The 17,906-nt window shown below is 36.6% G+C and carries 14 protein-coding genes; 4 read left to right on the top strand and 10 right to left on the bottom strand.

The window, feature by feature from the left end; genetic code table 11:
* Window positions 1–14: 14 nt before the first annotated feature.
* Complete coding sequence (folP, locus tag WH188_RS22020) at window positions 15–860, top strand: dihydropteroate synthase (RefSeq protein WP_339424646.1); 846 nt, start codon at window positions 15–17, stop codon at window positions 858–860.
* Window positions 861–927: 67 nt separating this feature from the next.
* Here folP and WH188_RS22025 read toward each other — a convergent pair whose 3' ends face one another.
* The gene (locus WH188_RS22025; RefSeq protein WP_339424647.1) at window positions 928–2,229 is read right to left on the bottom strand and encodes a UDP-N-acetylmuramoyl-tripeptide--D-alanyl-D-alanine ligase; all 1,302 of its coding nucleotides are present in this window, start codon (window positions 2,227–2,229) and stop codon (window positions 928–930) included.
* Window positions 2,230–2,825: 596 nt separating this feature from the next.
* Between WH188_RS22025 and WH188_RS22030 the strand changes: the two genes are divergently transcribed.
* The gene (locus tag WH188_RS22030; RefSeq protein ID WP_132771636.1) at window positions 2,826–4,262 is read left to right on the top strand and encodes an MFS transporter; all 1,437 of its coding nucleotides are present in this window, start codon (window positions 2,826–2,828) and stop codon (window positions 4,260–4,262) included.
* A 353-nt stretch (window positions 4,263–4,615) separates the two neighbouring features.
* On the opposite strand, the gene WH188_RS22035 is transcribed toward WH188_RS22030, so the two are convergent.
* From WH188_RS22035 to WH188_RS22045, 3 genes are all read right to left on the bottom strand, one after another.
* Window positions 4,616–7,015, bottom strand: a complete 2,400-nt coding sequence (locus WH188_RS22035; RefSeq protein ID WP_339424648.1) for a TonB-dependent receptor domain-containing protein — start codon at window positions 7,013–7,015, stop codon at window positions 4,616–4,618.
* Between the two features lie 123 nt (window positions 7,016–7,138).
* On the bottom strand, window positions 7,139–8,827 hold the full coding sequence (locus tag WH188_RS22040) for a PspC domain-containing protein (RefSeq protein WP_339424649.1): 1,689 nt from the start codon (window positions 8,825–8,827) through the stop codon (window positions 7,139–7,141).
* A gap of 12 nt (window positions 8,828–8,839) precedes the next feature.
* A complete protein-coding gene (locus tag WH188_RS22045; RefSeq protein WP_132771639.1) occupies window positions 8,840–9,193 on the bottom strand; it encodes a PadR family transcriptional regulator in 354 nt (117 codons plus the stop codon).
* 180 nt (window positions 9,194–9,373) lie between these two features.
* Between WH188_RS22045 and WH188_RS22050 the strand changes: the two genes are divergently transcribed.
* Window positions 9,374–9,757: a VanZ family protein gene (locus tag WH188_RS22050; RefSeq protein ID WP_132771640.1), complete on the top strand. Its 384-nt coding sequence runs from the start codon at window positions 9,374–9,376 to the stop codon at window positions 9,755–9,757.
* Window positions 9,758–9,829: 72 nt separating this feature from the next.
* Here WH188_RS22050 and WH188_RS22055 read toward each other — a convergent pair whose 3' ends face one another.
* Together WH188_RS22055 and rlmN are read right to left on the bottom strand one after the other, a co-directional pair.
* Window positions 9,830–10,525: a ComF family protein gene (locus WH188_RS22055; protein WP_208700529.1), complete on the bottom strand. Its 696-nt coding sequence runs from the start codon at window positions 10,523–10,525 to the stop codon at window positions 9,830–9,832.
* 131 nt (window positions 10,526–10,656) lie between these two features.
* Window positions 10,657–11,721, bottom strand: coding sequence for a 23S rRNA (adenine(2503)-C(2))-methyltransferase RlmN (gene rlmN / locus WH188_RS22060; protein WP_021189386.1), 1,065 nt, complete (start codon window positions 11,719–11,721; stop codon window positions 10,657–10,659).
* A gap of 323 nt (window positions 11,722–12,044) precedes the next feature.
* Here rlmN and WH188_RS22065 point away from each other — a divergent pair, with 323 nt between their 5' ends.
* Window positions 12,045–12,527: a GNAT family N-acetyltransferase gene (locus WH188_RS22065; protein ID WP_132771642.1), complete on the top strand. Its 483-nt coding sequence runs from the start codon at window positions 12,045–12,047 to the stop codon at window positions 12,525–12,527.
* Window positions 12,528–12,585: 58 nt separating this feature from the next.
* On the opposite strand, the gene WH188_RS22070 is transcribed toward WH188_RS22065, so the two are convergent.
* From WH188_RS22070 to WH188_RS22085, 4 genes are all read right to left on the bottom strand, one after another.
* Complete coding sequence (locus WH188_RS22070; RefSeq protein WP_021189384.1) at window positions 12,586–13,167, bottom strand: tRNA-(ms[2]io[6]A)-hydroxylase; 582 nt, start codon at window positions 13,165–13,167, stop codon at window positions 12,586–12,588.
* 84 nt (window positions 13,168–13,251) lie between these two features.
* The gene (locus WH188_RS22075) at window positions 13,252–14,289 is read right to left on the bottom strand and encodes an LLM class flavin-dependent oxidoreductase (protein ID WP_339424650.1); all 1,038 of its coding nucleotides are present in this window, start codon (window positions 14,287–14,289) and stop codon (window positions 13,252–13,254) included.
* A gap of 299 nt (window positions 14,290–14,588) precedes the next feature.
* The gene (locus WH188_RS22080) at window positions 14,589–15,215 is read right to left on the bottom strand and encodes an AcvB/VirJ family lysyl-phosphatidylglycerol hydrolase (RefSeq protein WP_339424651.1); all 627 of its coding nucleotides are present in this window, start codon (window positions 15,213–15,215) and stop codon (window positions 14,589–14,591) included.
* Between the two features lie 64 nt (window positions 15,216–15,279).
* Window positions 15,280–17,874 (bottom strand): phosphatidylglycerol lysyltransferase domain-containing protein, encoded by a 2,595-nt coding sequence (locus tag WH188_RS22085; protein ID WP_339424652.1) that lies wholly within the window; start codon window positions 17,872–17,874, stop codon window positions 15,280–15,282.
* Window positions 17,875–17,906 lie beyond the last annotated feature (32 nt).

Genomic DNA, 17,906 nt, shown 5'->3' on the forward strand with positions numbered 1-17,906 from the left:
TACATTTGTAAAAGATGAAAATGATCAAAACTACCCCTGCGCAATCCATCAATTTAAAAGGTCGCATCATGACATTTGACCGCCCCGTCATCATGGGAATTTTAAATGTTACTCCGGACTCCTTTTTTGATGGTGGGCAAAATAATAAGAATATTGAACAAATACTGATCAAGACTCAGGCCCTTTTAGATGCTGGAGCCGACATCATTGATATCGGTGCCTATTCCTCTCGACCTGGAGCCACGTTAATTACTTCACAGGAGGAACTAGATCGAGCACTACCTGCTGTCCACGCTATTTCAAACACATTTCCTGATGCGATACTTTCAATAGATACATTCCGTGCCGATGTTGCTGCGGCCTGCGTACATGGCGGCGTACATATGATCAATGACGTCTCCGGAGGTACAATTGATCCGGAAATGTTCCCGACAGTTGCAAAATTGCAAGTGCCTTATATCTTGATGCACATGCGTGGCATTCCCGAAAATATGCAACAATTAACTGCCTATCAGGATATCGTCACAGATGTCGCTACATATTTTGGTGAGAAGATTGCTACATTAAGAAAATTGGGCGTCAAAGATATTATACTCGATCCGGGTTATGGTTTTGCAAAAACAATTGAACAAAACTACGAGTTGCTTTATCGGGTAGATGAACTTCACTATTATGGGCTTCCTATACTTGGTGGTATATCCCGAAAGTCAATGATCTATAAAAAACTTGGTCTAACTCCACAAGAAGCGCTAAACGGAACGACAGTTCTCAATACACTTCTCCTCAGTAAGGGAGTACAGTTACTTCGTGTACATGATGTCAAAGAAGCCAAACAGATTGTCGATCTATTATTTCAATAGTAAATTGATTAGAAAATAAAAAGGAACCGATCAGCTCCTTTTTATTTTCTAATATCTTTTCAAAAATCTATAAAACATCCATCAGCTTTTCAAAAGCCATTCCACGGGATGCTTTCAGTAATATGGTTGCATGCGAAATCGGATTGCTCAATAAAGCGGCTTTCGCATCACTTGTTGTTTCGAAAAATTCTCCATCAACATCTTGATGCTCATAAAATGCTTTACCGACAAAGATCAAACGCGCTCCAGAAATGGTTTTCGATAGTTCCACCACTTTTTTATGCTCATGAGAAGATTCTTCACCTAATTCAAACATATCTCCCAGTATAACAACTTTATGAGTAGCCTCAATGATACGCATATTTGTTAATGCCGCTTCCATACTCGTTGCATTAGCATTATAATAATCACAGATCACTGTATTACGATCTGTCTTTGTTATCTGAGAACGGTTATTTGTTGGTTTATATTCTGAAATAGCGTTATTGATAAGGGTAAGAGGCACATGAAAATAATGTCCAAGAGCTATCGCCGCCAAAAAATTCTCCGTATTATAAGAACCTGCTAACTGCGTATCGGCATGAAAGATCTCTTCAGATTGTTGAAGATGCCATTCAATCTGCAATAATGGATCAGCTTTAATCAGGCTTCCAATAATAGCGTTTGACTCGGAAAAACCATATTTAACCACTTTATCAATATGCCGTTGCTCAGCCATTTCTTTAAGAAAAGGATTATCTCCCTGTAGAAATAACGTTCCTTGATTAGCTTCCAACCAGTCATAGAGTTCACCTTTTGTTTTCTTTACCCCTTCAAAGGAACCAAATCCCTCTAAGTGTGCTTTACCTACATTTGAAATCAGACCATGAGTGGGTTCGGCAATCCTGCATAAAAAATCAATTTCACCAATATGATTAGCTCCCATTTCGATGATTGCAATTTCAATATCATCGTCTATCGCCAACAAAGTCAATGGAACACCAATATGATTATTTAAATTTCCTTTTGTAGCATAAGTTTTATATTTTTTGGACAGAACGGCATGCAGCAACTCTTTCGTCGTTGTCTTACCATTAGTGCCCGTTACACCAATAAAAGGAATATTCAATTGTTTACGGTGAACATGTGCTAACGCTTGGAGAGTTTCTAAAGCATCTTCTACAAGTATAAATCGATCATCTTTTTTATATTTCTCTTCGTCAATGACGACATAAGCGGCACCCGAAATCAAGGCTTGCTCCGCAAATTCATTTCCATTGAAATTTGATCCCTTTAAAGCAAAAAAAATCGAATCAGGTAGAATATTTCGTGTATCCGTGGATACACTGGGGTGTTGTTTGAATAAGTTATACAGTGCTTGCAGTTCCATTCTTAAAAACTTTTACTTGATTACCTCAATAGTAGCAATCATCAAACAAATATAATAATTTAGAGTTCTATAAATCAGCACAAAAATTTCAAATAATCCTTAATCCCAATCAACGTAGGCTATTGAGCTAATTGCAGCATAAACATGCGCATACTCAAAAGATGGAGATCCAAATAATTACATATATGAGTATTGTGGGACTATTTTGGAAATTAATGGGAATGTCAACTGATTCCTTATAATTTATGCTGATATAACAGTGAAAATGAGGATGTACGAAATGATCCAGATGGATTGACACAATTATAGTACGCAACCGTAAGACAACAGCTGATCATGCTTCCTGTTTTTACCATTAGGCACAAAATGCTGGTATAAATCTAATCAATCTCTGAAAACGTTTGCGTAAAAATAAGATGCTGATTTTGCTCTACCTATTATTATAAGCATTAACTTTAAAATATATCTATTATAATTCTTCGACACATACAGCACTGATCCAGTTGCATAAAGATGATCATATAGATTCATAAAGTTACAGTAACAACAAACTTATATTTCTATTATCAAAATAGAAAGAATAGAGTAAACCAAATATGAACAATAATAAACCAACAAAGTACCGCTGGAGTGTTTGTGCTCTCCTATTTTTTGCCACCACGATAAATTATTTAGATAGACAAGTCTTATCCTTAACATGGAAAGATTTTATAAGCCCTGAATTTCATTGGACAAACAATGACTACGGTAATATAACAGCACTTTTCTCAATCTTTTATGCCGTAAGTATGCTCTTTGCAGGTCGGTTTGTCGATTGGATGGATACAAAAAAAGGCTTTCTTTGGGCGATCGGCATTTGGTCAGTTGGTGCTATTATTCATGCTTTTTGTGGTATCGCTACTGCGGGCCAGTTAACAGGTAACTGGTTTCTAAATTTTGAGGAGTCTAAAGCAGTAATTGGAACAATTAATGATGTCGGTTTAGTAATCAGTACGAGTGTTACCCTATTTATTTTTGCCCGCTTTGTATTAGCAATAGGTGAAGCTGGAAACTTTCCTGCCGCCATAAAGGCAACTGCAGAGTACTTTCCAAAAAAGGACCGGGCTTTAGCGACCAGTATATTTAATGCCGGTGCGACTATTGGTGCACTGGTGGCCCCCATCACGATCCCAACCATTGCAAAGTATTATGGATGGGAAATGTCTTTTATTATTATTGGTGCTTTGGGTTTTGTATGGATGGGATTTTGGGTATTCATGTACAAAAAACCAGAAGAGCACCCTAAGGTTAATGAAAGTGAGCTGCGCTATATTCTACAGGATTCAGCTCATCATACCGAAGAACAAAAATCTAATGAGAAATTAAAAGTATCTTTTTTGGAGTGTTTTAAACATAGACAAACTTGGGCTTTTGCCTTTGGAAAATTTATGACAGACGGTGTCTGGTGGTTTTTCCTATTTTGGATGCCTGCCTATTTAAGTGCTGTTTATAATATAAAATCATCTGATACAGAAGGACAATTAGCAATTTTTGTTTTATACATCATTACTTTATTCTCAATCTACGGAGGTTATCTTCCGACCCTATTTGTCGAAAAAAAGGGCATGAATCCGTATGAAGGTCGAATGAAAGCGATGTTAATTTTCGCATTTATTCCTTTGATCGTTTTATTTGCACAGCCCTTAGGTTATATCTCCTATTGGGTTCCTGTCATTTTTATTGGAATTGCTGGTGCTGCACACCAATCCTGGTCTGCAAATATCTTTTCTACTGTTGGAGACATGTTTCCGAAAAAAGCTATTGCCACTATTACCGGTATCGGAGGATTAGCAGGAGGCTTAGGAGCCTTTATTATTAATAAAATATCAGGTGTTCTTTTTGACTATGCTAAAGAAACTCAACTGAAATTCATGGGATTTGAAGGTGAACCAGCTGGATATTTCATTATCTTCTCATTTTGTGCGGTCGCTTATCTTATTGCGTGGGCAGGAATGAAAGCGTTAGTTCCTAAAATGAAAATTGTAGAATTATAATAAATAACACAAACAGTGGAATCAACATCGAAGGAAACTCCGTAACTTCAACGTTAGCATATTATTTACAGGAGGGATATTCTATCCCTCCTGTATTTTTTTCGGTCTGGAATAAGTCTACGAACACGAACTCCATACAGATCTCAAATTGACCATGTATCAAGCACACAGCTGCTCATTAATTTTCTCTCAAAATAGCAGCAAGCCATCTTATATTTAATAGCGAGATAAAATAGTGAGATTATCCGAATACTGTTGTAAACAAGTATGATCTGAGTGATGATATTGCAAAAAAAACCGCAAGTATTTTCATACTTACGGTCAACATATTACATAAACATTGAAACTATCTATTATTGGGCACGCTGTTTTTCTTCATTATCCGTGCTCTTTTTCTTAGTCACATTTTTCAAATTTCCAAACTTATAAGAGTAGGTTAAACGTGCCACTCTTCGGTCCTGATTCTGTCGAATCTTTGTATTGAAAGATGAGAAATTCGTTGATAGGTTTTGATTACTGGTATTAAAGACATCGGAGACTGCGAGTTTAAGCGAACTTCTTTTGTCTTTAAAGTTTTTAGTAAAGCCAATTTGTGCATCCCAACGACTTTCCAATTTATAAATGTTATAAGTAAAAGGTGAAAAGTAGCGTAGATTCATCTCTGCAGACAATGAAGGTGACAGCTTAAATGTACTCATTGAATTCACCTGAAAAAGGAAACTTGAATTGTTAACCACCGCTCCTGCAATAGCTCCGTCAAAATTCATGTATACAGCCGTGATATTGTTGTAGGAAGACCAGAACTTTGCAATCTGAACTGGCATACTTAAATTCAAAAATGCCGAATTATTTTTTCCTAGATTTTCACGCGTTACCCAAGTTGTTTTCTTAATTGAATCTTGGCCCATACTTTCCACGATAGCATCGGTCTGCGCATTGTAACCCAATGTAACCGTATATTTCTTATATAAAGTATAATTCAAATTCAACTCATTTGCATACTGTGGATTTAAGTAAGGATTACCACGCTCAGAAGTGTACTTATCGATAAAGTAATCAAAAGGATTGAGTTGTCGATAATTAGGTCTTGTGATCTTACGTGAATATCCCAAAGAGAAAATATGGTTTTCATGCGCATCGTAACTCAAATTAGCTGAAGGGAATAGATCAAAGTAATTACGTTTAACCTGTTTATTTTCTGTAATGGAGTGTCCATCAGACAGTGTATATTCCCCTCTTAAACCGGCCTTAATACCCCATTTACCGATCTGGTTATCATAATCAAAGTAACCTGCGGCAATTTGCTCTTTATAAACAAAATGATTTGATCTATTGACGATATTTGTCCAGACATTATCCAGTTGCTCTTCAAACAGAAGATTATTATCAGATTTCACATTTGAATACTTCACACCGGTTTCTATATTCGAGGTTTTATTCAGCGGTTGATTATAATCCAGTTTTGCGACGTATATATCAATTCCAATTGGCATCTCACTTCGCAATAGTTCTGGATCACGTATCAATTGATCGTTTTGATTAAACAATCTATTATCATAATCAGCCTTTTTACTATTTTTGAATTTACTCCAATCTAAATCCAGTACCAATTTTTTACCTGTCGAGTCGATCTTAAACTCATTATTGAAATTAAGTGAATAACGATTAAAACCCTCTTTGAACTGTGTCATAGAGATCAACGTAGAATCAATTGTCGTTAAAGGTCCAATGAGAGATTTACTATCGTTATCATTAAGCTCCACATTATTGCTTCCGTTAAATTGTAAAGACATCACATTCCGATCGGAAGTTTTCTGCTCTATGCCAAATTTGTATGTATGCGTACGATCTTTAATATGCAGATTTGATTTTTGATCAAATAAAGTCTCGATGCCGTCATTAGAAATGATACGCTCTATATTTAGTCTGTTGACATATTTATCATCACTATAAGAATAAGATCCAAAATAGGTTGTATTATTCTTTTTGTAATTTAAAGATAAGGCCGAATTACCTCTAAACTTCTGTCCTAATCCTGCTGTGGCAGAGAAATTACCATTAAATCCCTCCATCTTATTTTTTTTCATCACGATATTGATCGTTCCCACAGCACCTTCTGCATCGTCCCTCGCACTACGTGATTTGATTACTTCAACAGATTTGATCTGATTTCCATCAGTACTTTTCAAAAGCGTAGTCAATTGTTCTCCAGTCATATAAGTTTGTCGGCCGTCGATAGTAACCTTTACTCCAGACTGCCCCATTAACTGCAGATTATTGTCGTTGTCCAAACTAACTCCAGGAGCGCGCTGTACGATATCGAGTCCATTATTACCCGCAGCTAAAGGCGAATTCTCGACATTTAAAATCAATTTCCCCTGTTTATTTTCGACTAATGGCCTCTTGCCTTCGATCGTCACCTCAGCTAAAGCATTTGTACTGGGACTCAATTTCAAATCTGCAATCTGTTGCTGTGTTTTATTAAAAGCAATAACTGCAGATCGGGATACACTGTACCCGATCATTCTTGCTTCCACATAATAAGATCCTGCAGCAACATTTTCAAAAGCATATTGCCCATCTTCTTTCGTAATTGCTGTTTTTAAGATAATATCATTAGTACTATTGATCAGATAGGCTGTAACTGCGCCCATGGGTTCATTTTTTTCATTTACGATCTTACCCGATATTCCAATAGCAGCCCAAAGCAGTTGGCTACTGATTGCAAATAAGATTGTTAATAATAGTTTCATTTTCATTGTATTGTTTAGGTTGTTATATTCAAAATAGGTGTAATGAATAATTAGTATGCGGTTATCGTATAATGTTACAGTTTGCGAGTTTTATTAAAATAATAGGTGCTAAGCACCTATTATTTATTTTTTCTTTCCTTTTGTTTCAACCACCACACCAGTAGGAGAAATACTGATAATGGTATCTTTTCTGCTAACTGCAGTATCTACAGTTACCACATTTTCATCCGTCTCATCTTCCGCTTCAGGTGCAAATTCAGATTTTTCAGGTAGAGCACATTTCAAACCCAGATTTGTCATTACCCATTCCGTTTCTTTAATGTCATCATTTTCATAACGCTCATAGCATTCCCAGTAAGATATATCTGCATAATTGCGCTCTAAATCCCTGTTCAGCATTACTTTTGCACCAACTGGAAGGTAGATCGTAACATTCACTTTTTGATCTCTATACAATTCTTTCTCACCTAATTTAAAGTGGCTATCAAAAATAATGTTCGCGCTATCCTGAACCGCTTTATAATTAATTGCAGACGCACGTTTAGTCGCCAAATTATAATTAGCTCCTTTTGCAGAATACTCATATTTGATATAAGGCATTTGCGTTGAATCTACCCTTTCAAATCGAATTCGGATATCATCCTGAAGATATTCGGATAAGTTAGTACCTCTGATTTTTAGATTTGAACGGCCGTGATCTCCATTTATTTTGATGACACGCACATCACGGGCATTGATACGATAGATAGATCTTGGAGCCAAAGGTTTTTCTTCTACGATCATACTTTCTTCTCTAAAATCTTTAGCCACCGAACCTGCATAATAGATAATGCTACCTAAAGAAATTAACCATACTAGAAATAAAGAAGTCGTTAAGTAATTATTCATCGGCTTGCGGTCAAACAACAAGCGAATAATGAGGTAAAATAAACCTGCAAATGGAATTGCAATAGCCAAGAATGCTGCCGTTAATGCCCATGGAGCCTGCTGAGGATCGATCAAATTTAACGGTTCAATAATCCCTCGGTCCGTTACGCCTGCTATACCCAAGCTAAAAAAGATCAAGGCAATTAACAGCGATATTAAACTTAAGCCTATTGAAAAAGCAACGATCAGACCGATCACTTTTGCAAAGATTTTAATGATCTCTCCAAATGCTGTTCCAGCATTTTCTACACCTCTATTGAATGTGTTGCCGGCACCAGAAAAATTCTCTTTTAGACCGCTCAATTCCTCTTCAAAACTTCGTTTAAAATTCTGGATATTAGGCGACTCTCCGCGCATTTCCATACGATCTGCTCTGGTAATTGCGATTGGCATTACAATCCACAAGATAATATACACCAGAAATCCTGAACCGAAGATTACAACGAATAACACAAATAAAAGTCTAATCCATCGAGCCTCTATGCCAAAATAATGTCCCAGACCACTACACACACCACTGATTACCTTATCTTCTGGATCACGCATCAACTTTTTACCCGTACGAAAAGTGCTGTATGCCTGATTTGTTTTTTGATCTGAATACTGTTGATCCGTATCGTTGATCTCAAAATCACTCACACTTCCCATCTGTGCGATGACGGCATTGACATCATCCATATTCAGTACTTCTTTGATTCCAAGTTGAATCTTCTCTGTAAACATCTCTGCAATACGATTTTCGATATCTTCCAAAATCTCTTTGCTGTCTTCCGAACTTCCGAAATGCTTTTTAATATCAATCATATAATTGCGCAACACATCATATGCGTCCTCTTCTATATGAAAAACGATACTATTTATATTGATAATTATAGTCTTGTTCATGGTATTTATAGGTTATATTGATTTGTCAATTGTATTAATTCTGTCCGCTAGAGATGTCTCCACTGCAAAAACCAGTTCTTTCCATGTAACATCCAATCGCTCAAGAACCTGTATTCCTTCTGCTGTGATTTCATAATATTTACGTGGAGGTCCAGAAGTTGATTCCTTCCATATATAACTCAGCAAACCGTTATTTTTAAGCCTAGTCAACAAAGGATATAAAGTTCCCTCTACAACCAAGAGCTGTGCTTTTTTCAGTTCGCTGATGATATCCGATGCATATATTTCCCCTCGGGAAATAATAGAAAGAATACAATATTCCAGTATTCCTTTCCGCATCTGTATTTGTGTATTTTCAGCTATCATAACAATACAAAGATATATGTTTTATTATGTACTATGCAATACATAGTACTATATAAATTTCAAAAATAAAATTAAAACACTGTAAATCAGATAAATAATTTTTATATACGTCTAAATACATTATTTCACTTTTCTTATATTTATCACTATTTTAGCACGAAAATTGATTATAAGGAGTGCATGATAAGATTATTATTAGATTATAAGTGGGTAATGCTTTGGGCTGTAGTGGTTATAGCACTGTGTTGTATGCCAGGACAAAGTTTTGAGAAAGTTCCTTCCTATCCGGGGATGGACAAGCTCGTTCACGCAGGTATGTTTTTCGTATTTTGTACGTTAATTTATAATGGTGTATTGGTTCAGTTCAAAGGTCGCCCTACAAAATGGCTTCCCGTTATTGTCGTAAGTATTTTAGGTATCCTTTTCGCCTTACTGACTGAAGCATTGCAATTGTATATATTCACCTATAGATCTGGTGATTGGTGGGATCTCTTTGCAGATAGCGTAGGCATTGGTATGTCGGGTTTTGCTTACTTGCTTTTTTACGTGAGACGTAAAAAGTAACAGATCAAATATTTAACATTCTAGATCAGATACTGTTTAGAAATTAACTGTGAAGTAGTTATCTGAAGTATGCTAAGCCCTCGCTAAGGTCAGAACAGAAATCCGGCAACCCGCCGCAATAAGTTTTTCCGCGGCGGCGGTTAATGTAGCTCCTGTGGTCAGTACATCATCTACCAAGAGCACATGTTTATCTGCTAAAATAGTTTCATCTGGGCAAAAAAACACATCTTGAACGTTGTCGTATCGTTCCAATCTTGATTTTTTAGTTTGACTTGTCCCTTCGCCAACTCGCGTTAATCCATGTTCCAAAACGGGTTTTGACAATGCAATACCAAGACCTTTTGCTAAATAAAAGGATTGATTATACCCCCTTTTCTTCAACTTCTTTTTATGCAAAGGAACGGGCACAATGACATCAACATCCTGAAAAGTGTGACTGTTAGACAGCGTCTCACCATATTTCCTTCCAAGGAAATATGCAAGTTGAGGTTGATTGGCATATTTGATTTGATAAAGTATCCGCTCTACCCGCGAGTCCTGCCGCAACAGAAATAGAGCCGAGGCATGTTCAAAATGAAATTTTCCCCACAATTGGCGCGCAACTTGATTATTAAGATCTAAATGAAAATCTGTGATAGGTAAATGAAATAGACAAGAAGTACAGATATACCTTTCTTGACTAACTAAAACATGGCCACAGCCTGCACAAATTTTTGGGAAAAATAAGGCTACAAAGTCTGATAAATAAAGAAATAATTGGTTTCTCATTTTTGATTATGCCTATACTAACTTAAGTAAATTTGTTCTATTTACAATTAAAATTATAAATAAAACAAATTTATCACAGTCTCTATCATCAATTAGTATATTGAGAAGAGGTATAGTCTAATCCCTTATTATTAAGCTTCTTGAGCTTCTTTATCTTTAATTGCTAACTGACCACAAGCGGCGTCAATATCTTTACCACGGCTTCTACGAACATTTGTTATAATACCTTGATTTTTCAGATAATTAGCAAATACCTCAATCTTATCGGCATCGGCATTGACAAAACTTGCTAAAGAAATAGGATTGTATTCAATAATATTAACCTTACAAGGAACATTTTTACAAAATCTTGCCAACTCTTTAGCATCCTCGAGCTCATCATTAAAATTATCAAAAACGATGTATTCAAAGGTTATTGGGCTTTTTGTCTTCGCATAAAAATACTTCAATGCATCTGCTAATGCTTCTAATGTATTTTGCTCATTGATGGGCATGATCTCATTACGCTTCTTATCATTTGCGGCATGTAAAGACAATGCTAAATTAAATCGGACTTCGTCATCCCCTAATTTTTTAATCATTTTAGCAATACCAGCGGTAGAAACTGTGATCCGTTTTGCCGCCATATTCAATCCATCTGGCGAGGTAATACGCTCTACCGACTTCATCATATTCGCATAGTTCAAGAGTGGTTCACCCATCCCCATATAAACAATGTTGGTCAATGGTTGCTGATATTTCTCTTCGGCTTGTTTTGCGATCAAAACAACTTGATCATAAATTTCATCTGCATTCAGATTACGTTTACGATCCATATAACCCGTGGCACAAAATTTACAGGTCAAACTACATCCAACTTGAGAGCTCACACAAGCAGTCATACGTTCTGGAGCAGGGATCAATACACCCTCAATCACATTTCCATCATACAAAGTAAAACTACTTTTGATCGTTCTATCAGAACTGACCTGTGATTGTTTGACTTTAACAGCACGAATAACAAAATTCTCTTTTAGCTTTTCCCTTAAAGGTTTACTTAGGTTGCTCATCAAATCAAAATCCACACAGGATTTTGCCCAAATCCATTCGTAAATTTGCTTTGCACGGAACCCTTGCTCACCCATTTCAGTAAGCTTCTCTTTAATCTGATCTATCGACAGACTACGAATATCAATTATTTTACTTTTCTCAGTCACAGCGCAAAGGTAAGGTTATTTCTATAAAAAACTTATTTTTATAATGTCATAAAAATCAGAACTCGCTGAATTATAAATTATTACTTGTTATCAACGGGATACAAATGTTAACGGAGCCAACATCGTTCTTGACCAACTTTAAAAAAAAATCTTCTTAACTAAATGAAAAACAAGTTTATAATGTGTGCATACGAGATTTAGATCACAGATAAAATATACATTCCCGCTCGAATGGATGCAAAACTTTTCCTAGTTTTGAATCATCAGTTTTGATCAACTTCAAAAGAAGTATTAGAATATAATACCTTAAGCTCACGCTACAGATGGAAATACAGAAACTAGAACACAAGCATTATCCCGATGTTGCCCGCATTTACCAGCAGGCAATCGATGCAGGAAACATCACTTTAGCGACAAAAACTAGTTCTTGGAAAGATTGGGATAAAGATCATCTCGAAAATATGCGCTTTGTTGCCATTGAGAACAATACTATAATCGGTTGGGTAGCATTATCTCCTGTACTACAGCGAACAGGCTACCATGGTGTAACCGAATTAAGTATTTATATCGATCAGGGTCATCAAGGCAAAGGAATTGGCAAAGTATTGATGCAGCATATTATTGACACTTCTGAAAACGCGGGCATATGGACGATCATGTCCTTTATTTTTCCTGAAAATGATAAAAGTATCTTGTTGCACAAAAAATTCGGATTTAAATTATTAGGCACGCAGCAAAAAGCGGCCCAGCTAAAGGGAATTTGGATGGACAACTGCATTTTAGAGCGGCGGTCAGCACTAATATAAACTTAGAGCCCCATTTTTATTAGAAAAATGGGGCTCTTGCACAATAGATTACTATTTATTATCCATGTATGGCTTCTTTCGTTCCATACGATTGGATCAAATTTCCTTCAAATTCCAACCATTCTTTCCAACGCTTATCAACATCGACATCCGTTGAGAATTGACGTGCGAAATTAAGAAACGTTGTATAGTGATTCGCCTCAGAAACCATTAGATCATGATAAAACTTCGCTAATTCCTCATCCTTTATATTTTGAGACAATACTCTAAAGCGTTCACAGCTTCGAGCTTCAATCATGGCTGCAAATAACAAACGATCTATAAAAGCCATGTTACGGGAACCGTCCTTTTTATTGAATTTCATCAGTTGTCCCACGTAATCATCTTTACGTTCTTTACCCAACGTATAACCTCTTTCTTTAATAATATCAATGACCATTTGGAAATGTTGCATTTCTTCAATAGCAATCGCTGTCAATTCATGCACCAATTCTTCATGTTCCGAATTGTACATAATTAATGAAATAGCATTTGAAGCTGCCTTTTGCTCGCACCAAGCATGATCAGTCAGAATCTCTTCTAAATTTCCTTCTGCAATATTTGCCCACCTCGGATCCGTTAACAATTTCAATCCTAACATTTTGTCCTCTCTATTTTTAAAACACAAAGTTAAGCATATCTCTCCGATATAAAAATGTTGAATACTACTTTAACCAAGGTCTTATTATCCCTTATTAAGGGCAGCTCTAACCTGAGGAGCGATCTTTGTTCCAAAAACCTCAATTGCTTTCATCATATCAATATGATTTGGTGCACCAACATCCATATGTGCAGAAAAGCGCGTCAAACCTAAAGATTCCTGTATTTTTAAGATTTTATCTACAGCATAGTCCGCATCTCCAATAATTAAATGACCATGTGGTGAACGTCCAAAGTCATATTGAGTCCGTTGGTATGGTGGCCATCCACGATCGCCGCCTATGCGGTTCATTTGTGCTGCATAAATAGGATAGTAAGCATCTGCAACTTGTTGTGAATGATCCCCAAAAAGAGCATGCATATGTACACCTACCTGAAAATTAGCCATATCATGACCGTTATCGGCATAAGCTTGTTGGTACATTTCTACCAGTGGCTTAAAAGCTTCGTACGTTCCTCCAATAATAGCAAACATAACGGGTAAACCTAATTTCCCAGCGCGAATAACAGATGAAGTTGTACCTCCTACCGCAACCCAAATTGGTAATTTAGGTTGAACAGGTCTTGGAAAGATCTGTTGATTTACTAATGTGGGACGAAATTTACCTGTCCAATTAATCGTATCCTGATTATTTAGTTTGACCAATAGGTCCAATTTTTCTTCAAATAATGCTCCATAATCATTTAAATTATAACCAAACAAAGGGAATGATTCAATAAATGATCCTCTACCTGCCATAATCTCCGCACGTCCATTTGATAAAACATCAACTGTCGCGAAGTCTTGAAAAAGTTTAACAGGATCTGCAGAACTTAACACGGAAACTGCACTCCCTAATTTTATATTTTTAGTAACAGAAGCGGCTGCCGCTAATATAATTTCTGGAGCTGAAACAGCATAGTCCGGACGGTGGTGCTCACCCATTCCAAAAAAATCCAGCCCTACTTCATCCATCAATTTTATTTGTTCAATAATCTGATGTAACTTTTCCTGTGAAGATTGTATTTGCCCTGTTTTGGGATCAATATGCAAATCGCCAAACATTCCTATTCCTAATTCCATATTATTCTTTTTTTAAGATTAAACAAACTTATCAATTTTCTATCTCTTAAAAATTGATCTACAACAAGAAAAAACTAGAAAATACTTTTTTGAAAACATGATGACAGTACAGCCATCAAACTAAAAGAAAATGAGCGTACATGTTCAACAATCAACTACAAATGAATCCAGAAGCTAACTGAATAATACTACCATGCCTTTAAAGAAGATCGCAGAACAATCTTTGTGAATCCATTTCAGCGACAACACATAAAAAAGTGAATAAGCATAACCATTTTATAAGTCATTTTTTAGACAGATTACTTTAATGCAAAATGCTTTACTGTTGCTTTTACGACATCTGCCACATGACCATCAAAATGATGATTCCCTTTCATATAAATAGTTTCTAAATTTTTTAACCGAATATTCTTAATCGGGAAACTCACTCCATCTTCACCAAGCAAAATAGCCGTTCTAACATTGACCATTTTATTGATCTCGGCAACAACATCCATACTTCTTTTAACCTCGCTCCTCCCAAACAGGTCTGAAACATGAATCTCCAAATCTGTAGAAGTTGATGGTTCCAGAAGTGCCACAGCCTGCAATCGCTCCTTCCATTCTGCGGTTAATTTATTAACCAAAAAAGGAATAACATCCGCACCAAAGGAATATCCGACAAAATAAACGAGGTGATTCTTTTTACCTACCAATAATTTTTCAAGCGTGCTGCTTAGTTCCTTCGCAATCTGATCTGCGGATTTCTTATCCCAAAAAAAGCTCTTCGAGTTTACAGCTCCAACTGTATATCCCTGTTTCCCCAAGAGATCGCAGTAACTCGTTGAAAAACTATTAAGACCACCATCACCACTTAGATAAAGGACAATAGGGCTATTCGCATTATTGTTCCAAATCTTAAGCGGGATATCTTTCTGCTGTCCCATTACTGTTAATTTTAACAAAAACAAGAGGATAAATAACCCTAATTTATTGCGTACCATCTGTATCCTATTCATTATCTGGCTTCATTACTTTAGACAAAGCTTGAGGCAACTGTAATAGGTCAAAATCATTGCCAAAAATTAAATACTTATTTTCCCAGATCGTCGCATACTTTTCTTTAAAATCTCTCAAACTCTGATAGTGTTTAAAAGAGCCCACTTTGTCGGCTGCAAATTTCATAATCTGCTCTGCAGGGTTATCTGGAGATTCAATACCACTCATCGGTACCATTCCCAGATTAATATATTTAGCACCTTTTTTCCGGGCATAATCAACCAGATTTATAATTAGAGCATCCATACATCCTCCGGGAGCATGCTCCACTTTACGGATAAGATCATACGTACACTCCCCTTCAGTAAAATCTGGTATAATATTCAAAAAGGCGACAATCTTATTTTGATCATCTTTTACCGCTATAACATCTTGTTCAGCAATTGCTGCTGCATCAAACTGTCCTTGCGAAAAGATCATTTCTTTCTTATCGAACACCGTAAGCCATTCATCAGAAACTGCCTTCAGTTCAGCTACAATAGCATCCGAATGCGGGGCGGTTAGCAAAACAGTCGCATACCCTTTTTTTTCTAAGCTATTTAAAGAGTTTCGAAGCGATTTTCTATTCTTACCTTCTAAAGAAAATGATGCAACATCCATCAAGGCCTCCTGCCCTATAATGATCTTCCGTTTTCGAAGCTCCAGAAAATAAGGCAAGCTGTTTTCATCAACGCGGTAATACACGGACTTTAACCCCAAAGAGGTACAATAAAGTTCGAACTCTGCAATTACTTCATCTTTATCGTCAAATGCACATACAGGTTCATCTAAAACAATCGCGAAAGCCTGACTGATACGGTAAGAGACAAAACCATCTGTCCGCTCAGAAAAATACAATTGTTTATCTGGAGCAATTTTGAAATAATCCATCGGCGACCCTCCATACAATTTGAGTAAAAGCTTCGCCTTATCCAGCACGTTCTGCTCATGATCTTCTTCATGAATAATCCTAGGACACAAGAAAGTATAGATCAACAACATCCATGAAAATAGACCCAGAAAGTGTGTAATATTCAAAAACTCCTGACCAAAAGTTGTTAACGGGTTGAGTTCGTCATTAAATAACAAAAAACTCTGCATGGTATGATATATAGACTGCTGCCAGGTAAAATCAACGCCAAAATGCTTTTTGTCAATCACATAAAAACAGACAAACCCAAACAAACACACCCCTGTCAAGGCAATGAAAAAGGTGGCAAAACCGATACGCATCCAATTTTTATTGGTCTTAATCCGGTACTGCTTTTGGTTCGTAACCAGTAAAACAATAATAAACAAGGACACCAATGCTTCTTCATAATCTAGTGCCTTACCAATATGTCCTAGTAAGGATAGAAAAGAAAATATGAGAGCAATCCAAAAAGCCGATCTGTAGCCCTTAATCAGATAAGCGGCACTCACCATCAACCCAAGTCCTAAAACCAATACCATCAACTTAGATGCATGCATCGCTTCGATAGGAAGGTAATATTTTTCAAGCCGCATCCGTTCCACGAGTGGCGGGGTTGCTACCGAGATGAGGTTGATGATCCCTAAAAAGAAAATGGCAATGGCGGGTAAAATTCGTGCTATGATCTGCCTTCCACGCCAGATAAAAGAAAAAACCCCAAAAATTAAGGGCAACCAAAATTCAAATGACCGATAGATAATTGTCAGCCCTAAGCCTTCTTCTTTACTATAACCATAAGAAGTAAAGATATATAACATCGTAAATTCTACAGCGCCTAAACCTCTCAAAAAGGGAGAAACCATCATCAGAACGACTGTAATGGTATAGGCCACAGCTGCAGCTTCAAACGAAACATGTGTCTGCAGCGCATACATGCTAATAAATGCATGGGCAATACCACAGAACTCAATAGCGACAGAAACCAGAATGGTCATCCATAGATATCCTTTGTGAATATGTGCCGAAAACAGCTCATGAATATTATCGATCAGCTTCGGAAATTTAATCTCCAGCCATCTATACAATCCATTTTTTACTCTAATCGACCAGAAAAACAGAAAGGATAAACCGAGTAACAAACCAAGTACGACCAAAGATATCCAAGCATTATCAAAGTTTTTATGATCAAAAACAGTATACAGAATAATAGGGACACCAATAATAAAAACAGTCAGTAACCCGACATACCCATATATGGCGCCTGATTGATGAATTTTGGTCGAATTAAGTTGTTTCTTTCGTAACTGCGAAGTGGTATAGGCCAATGAACTGACCCCTCCGGCCGGAAGGAATACACTCAGTAGATTCCTTTTTAAAAAGAGTTCAACCGCATCCCATAGATTCAGTTTCAATCCGATAGATCCGAAACTAAAAATATACATCACTCCTTGTAACAAAATATATAATAAAGTGATTCCAAACCCAACTATTAACCAATTAAAATCTGCTGAAGCCAGCTGGGGACCTATGGAGGCTATTTCTTTACGCTCGCTTCTAAAAAAAACAAAGGCCAACAATACAATAAAAATAGCCAATAGCTCCTTCCAGTACGTTATTGGAGACAGCTTTTGGATACCACTTAGCAATGATTTCTTCATATGAGTATGCTATTTTATCTATGATAAATATA

Source organism: Sphingobacterium sp. MYb388, assembly GCF_037479535.1.
GTDB lineage: Bacteria > Bacteroidota > Bacteroidia > Sphingobacteriales > Sphingobacteriaceae > Sphingobacterium > Sphingobacterium anhuiense.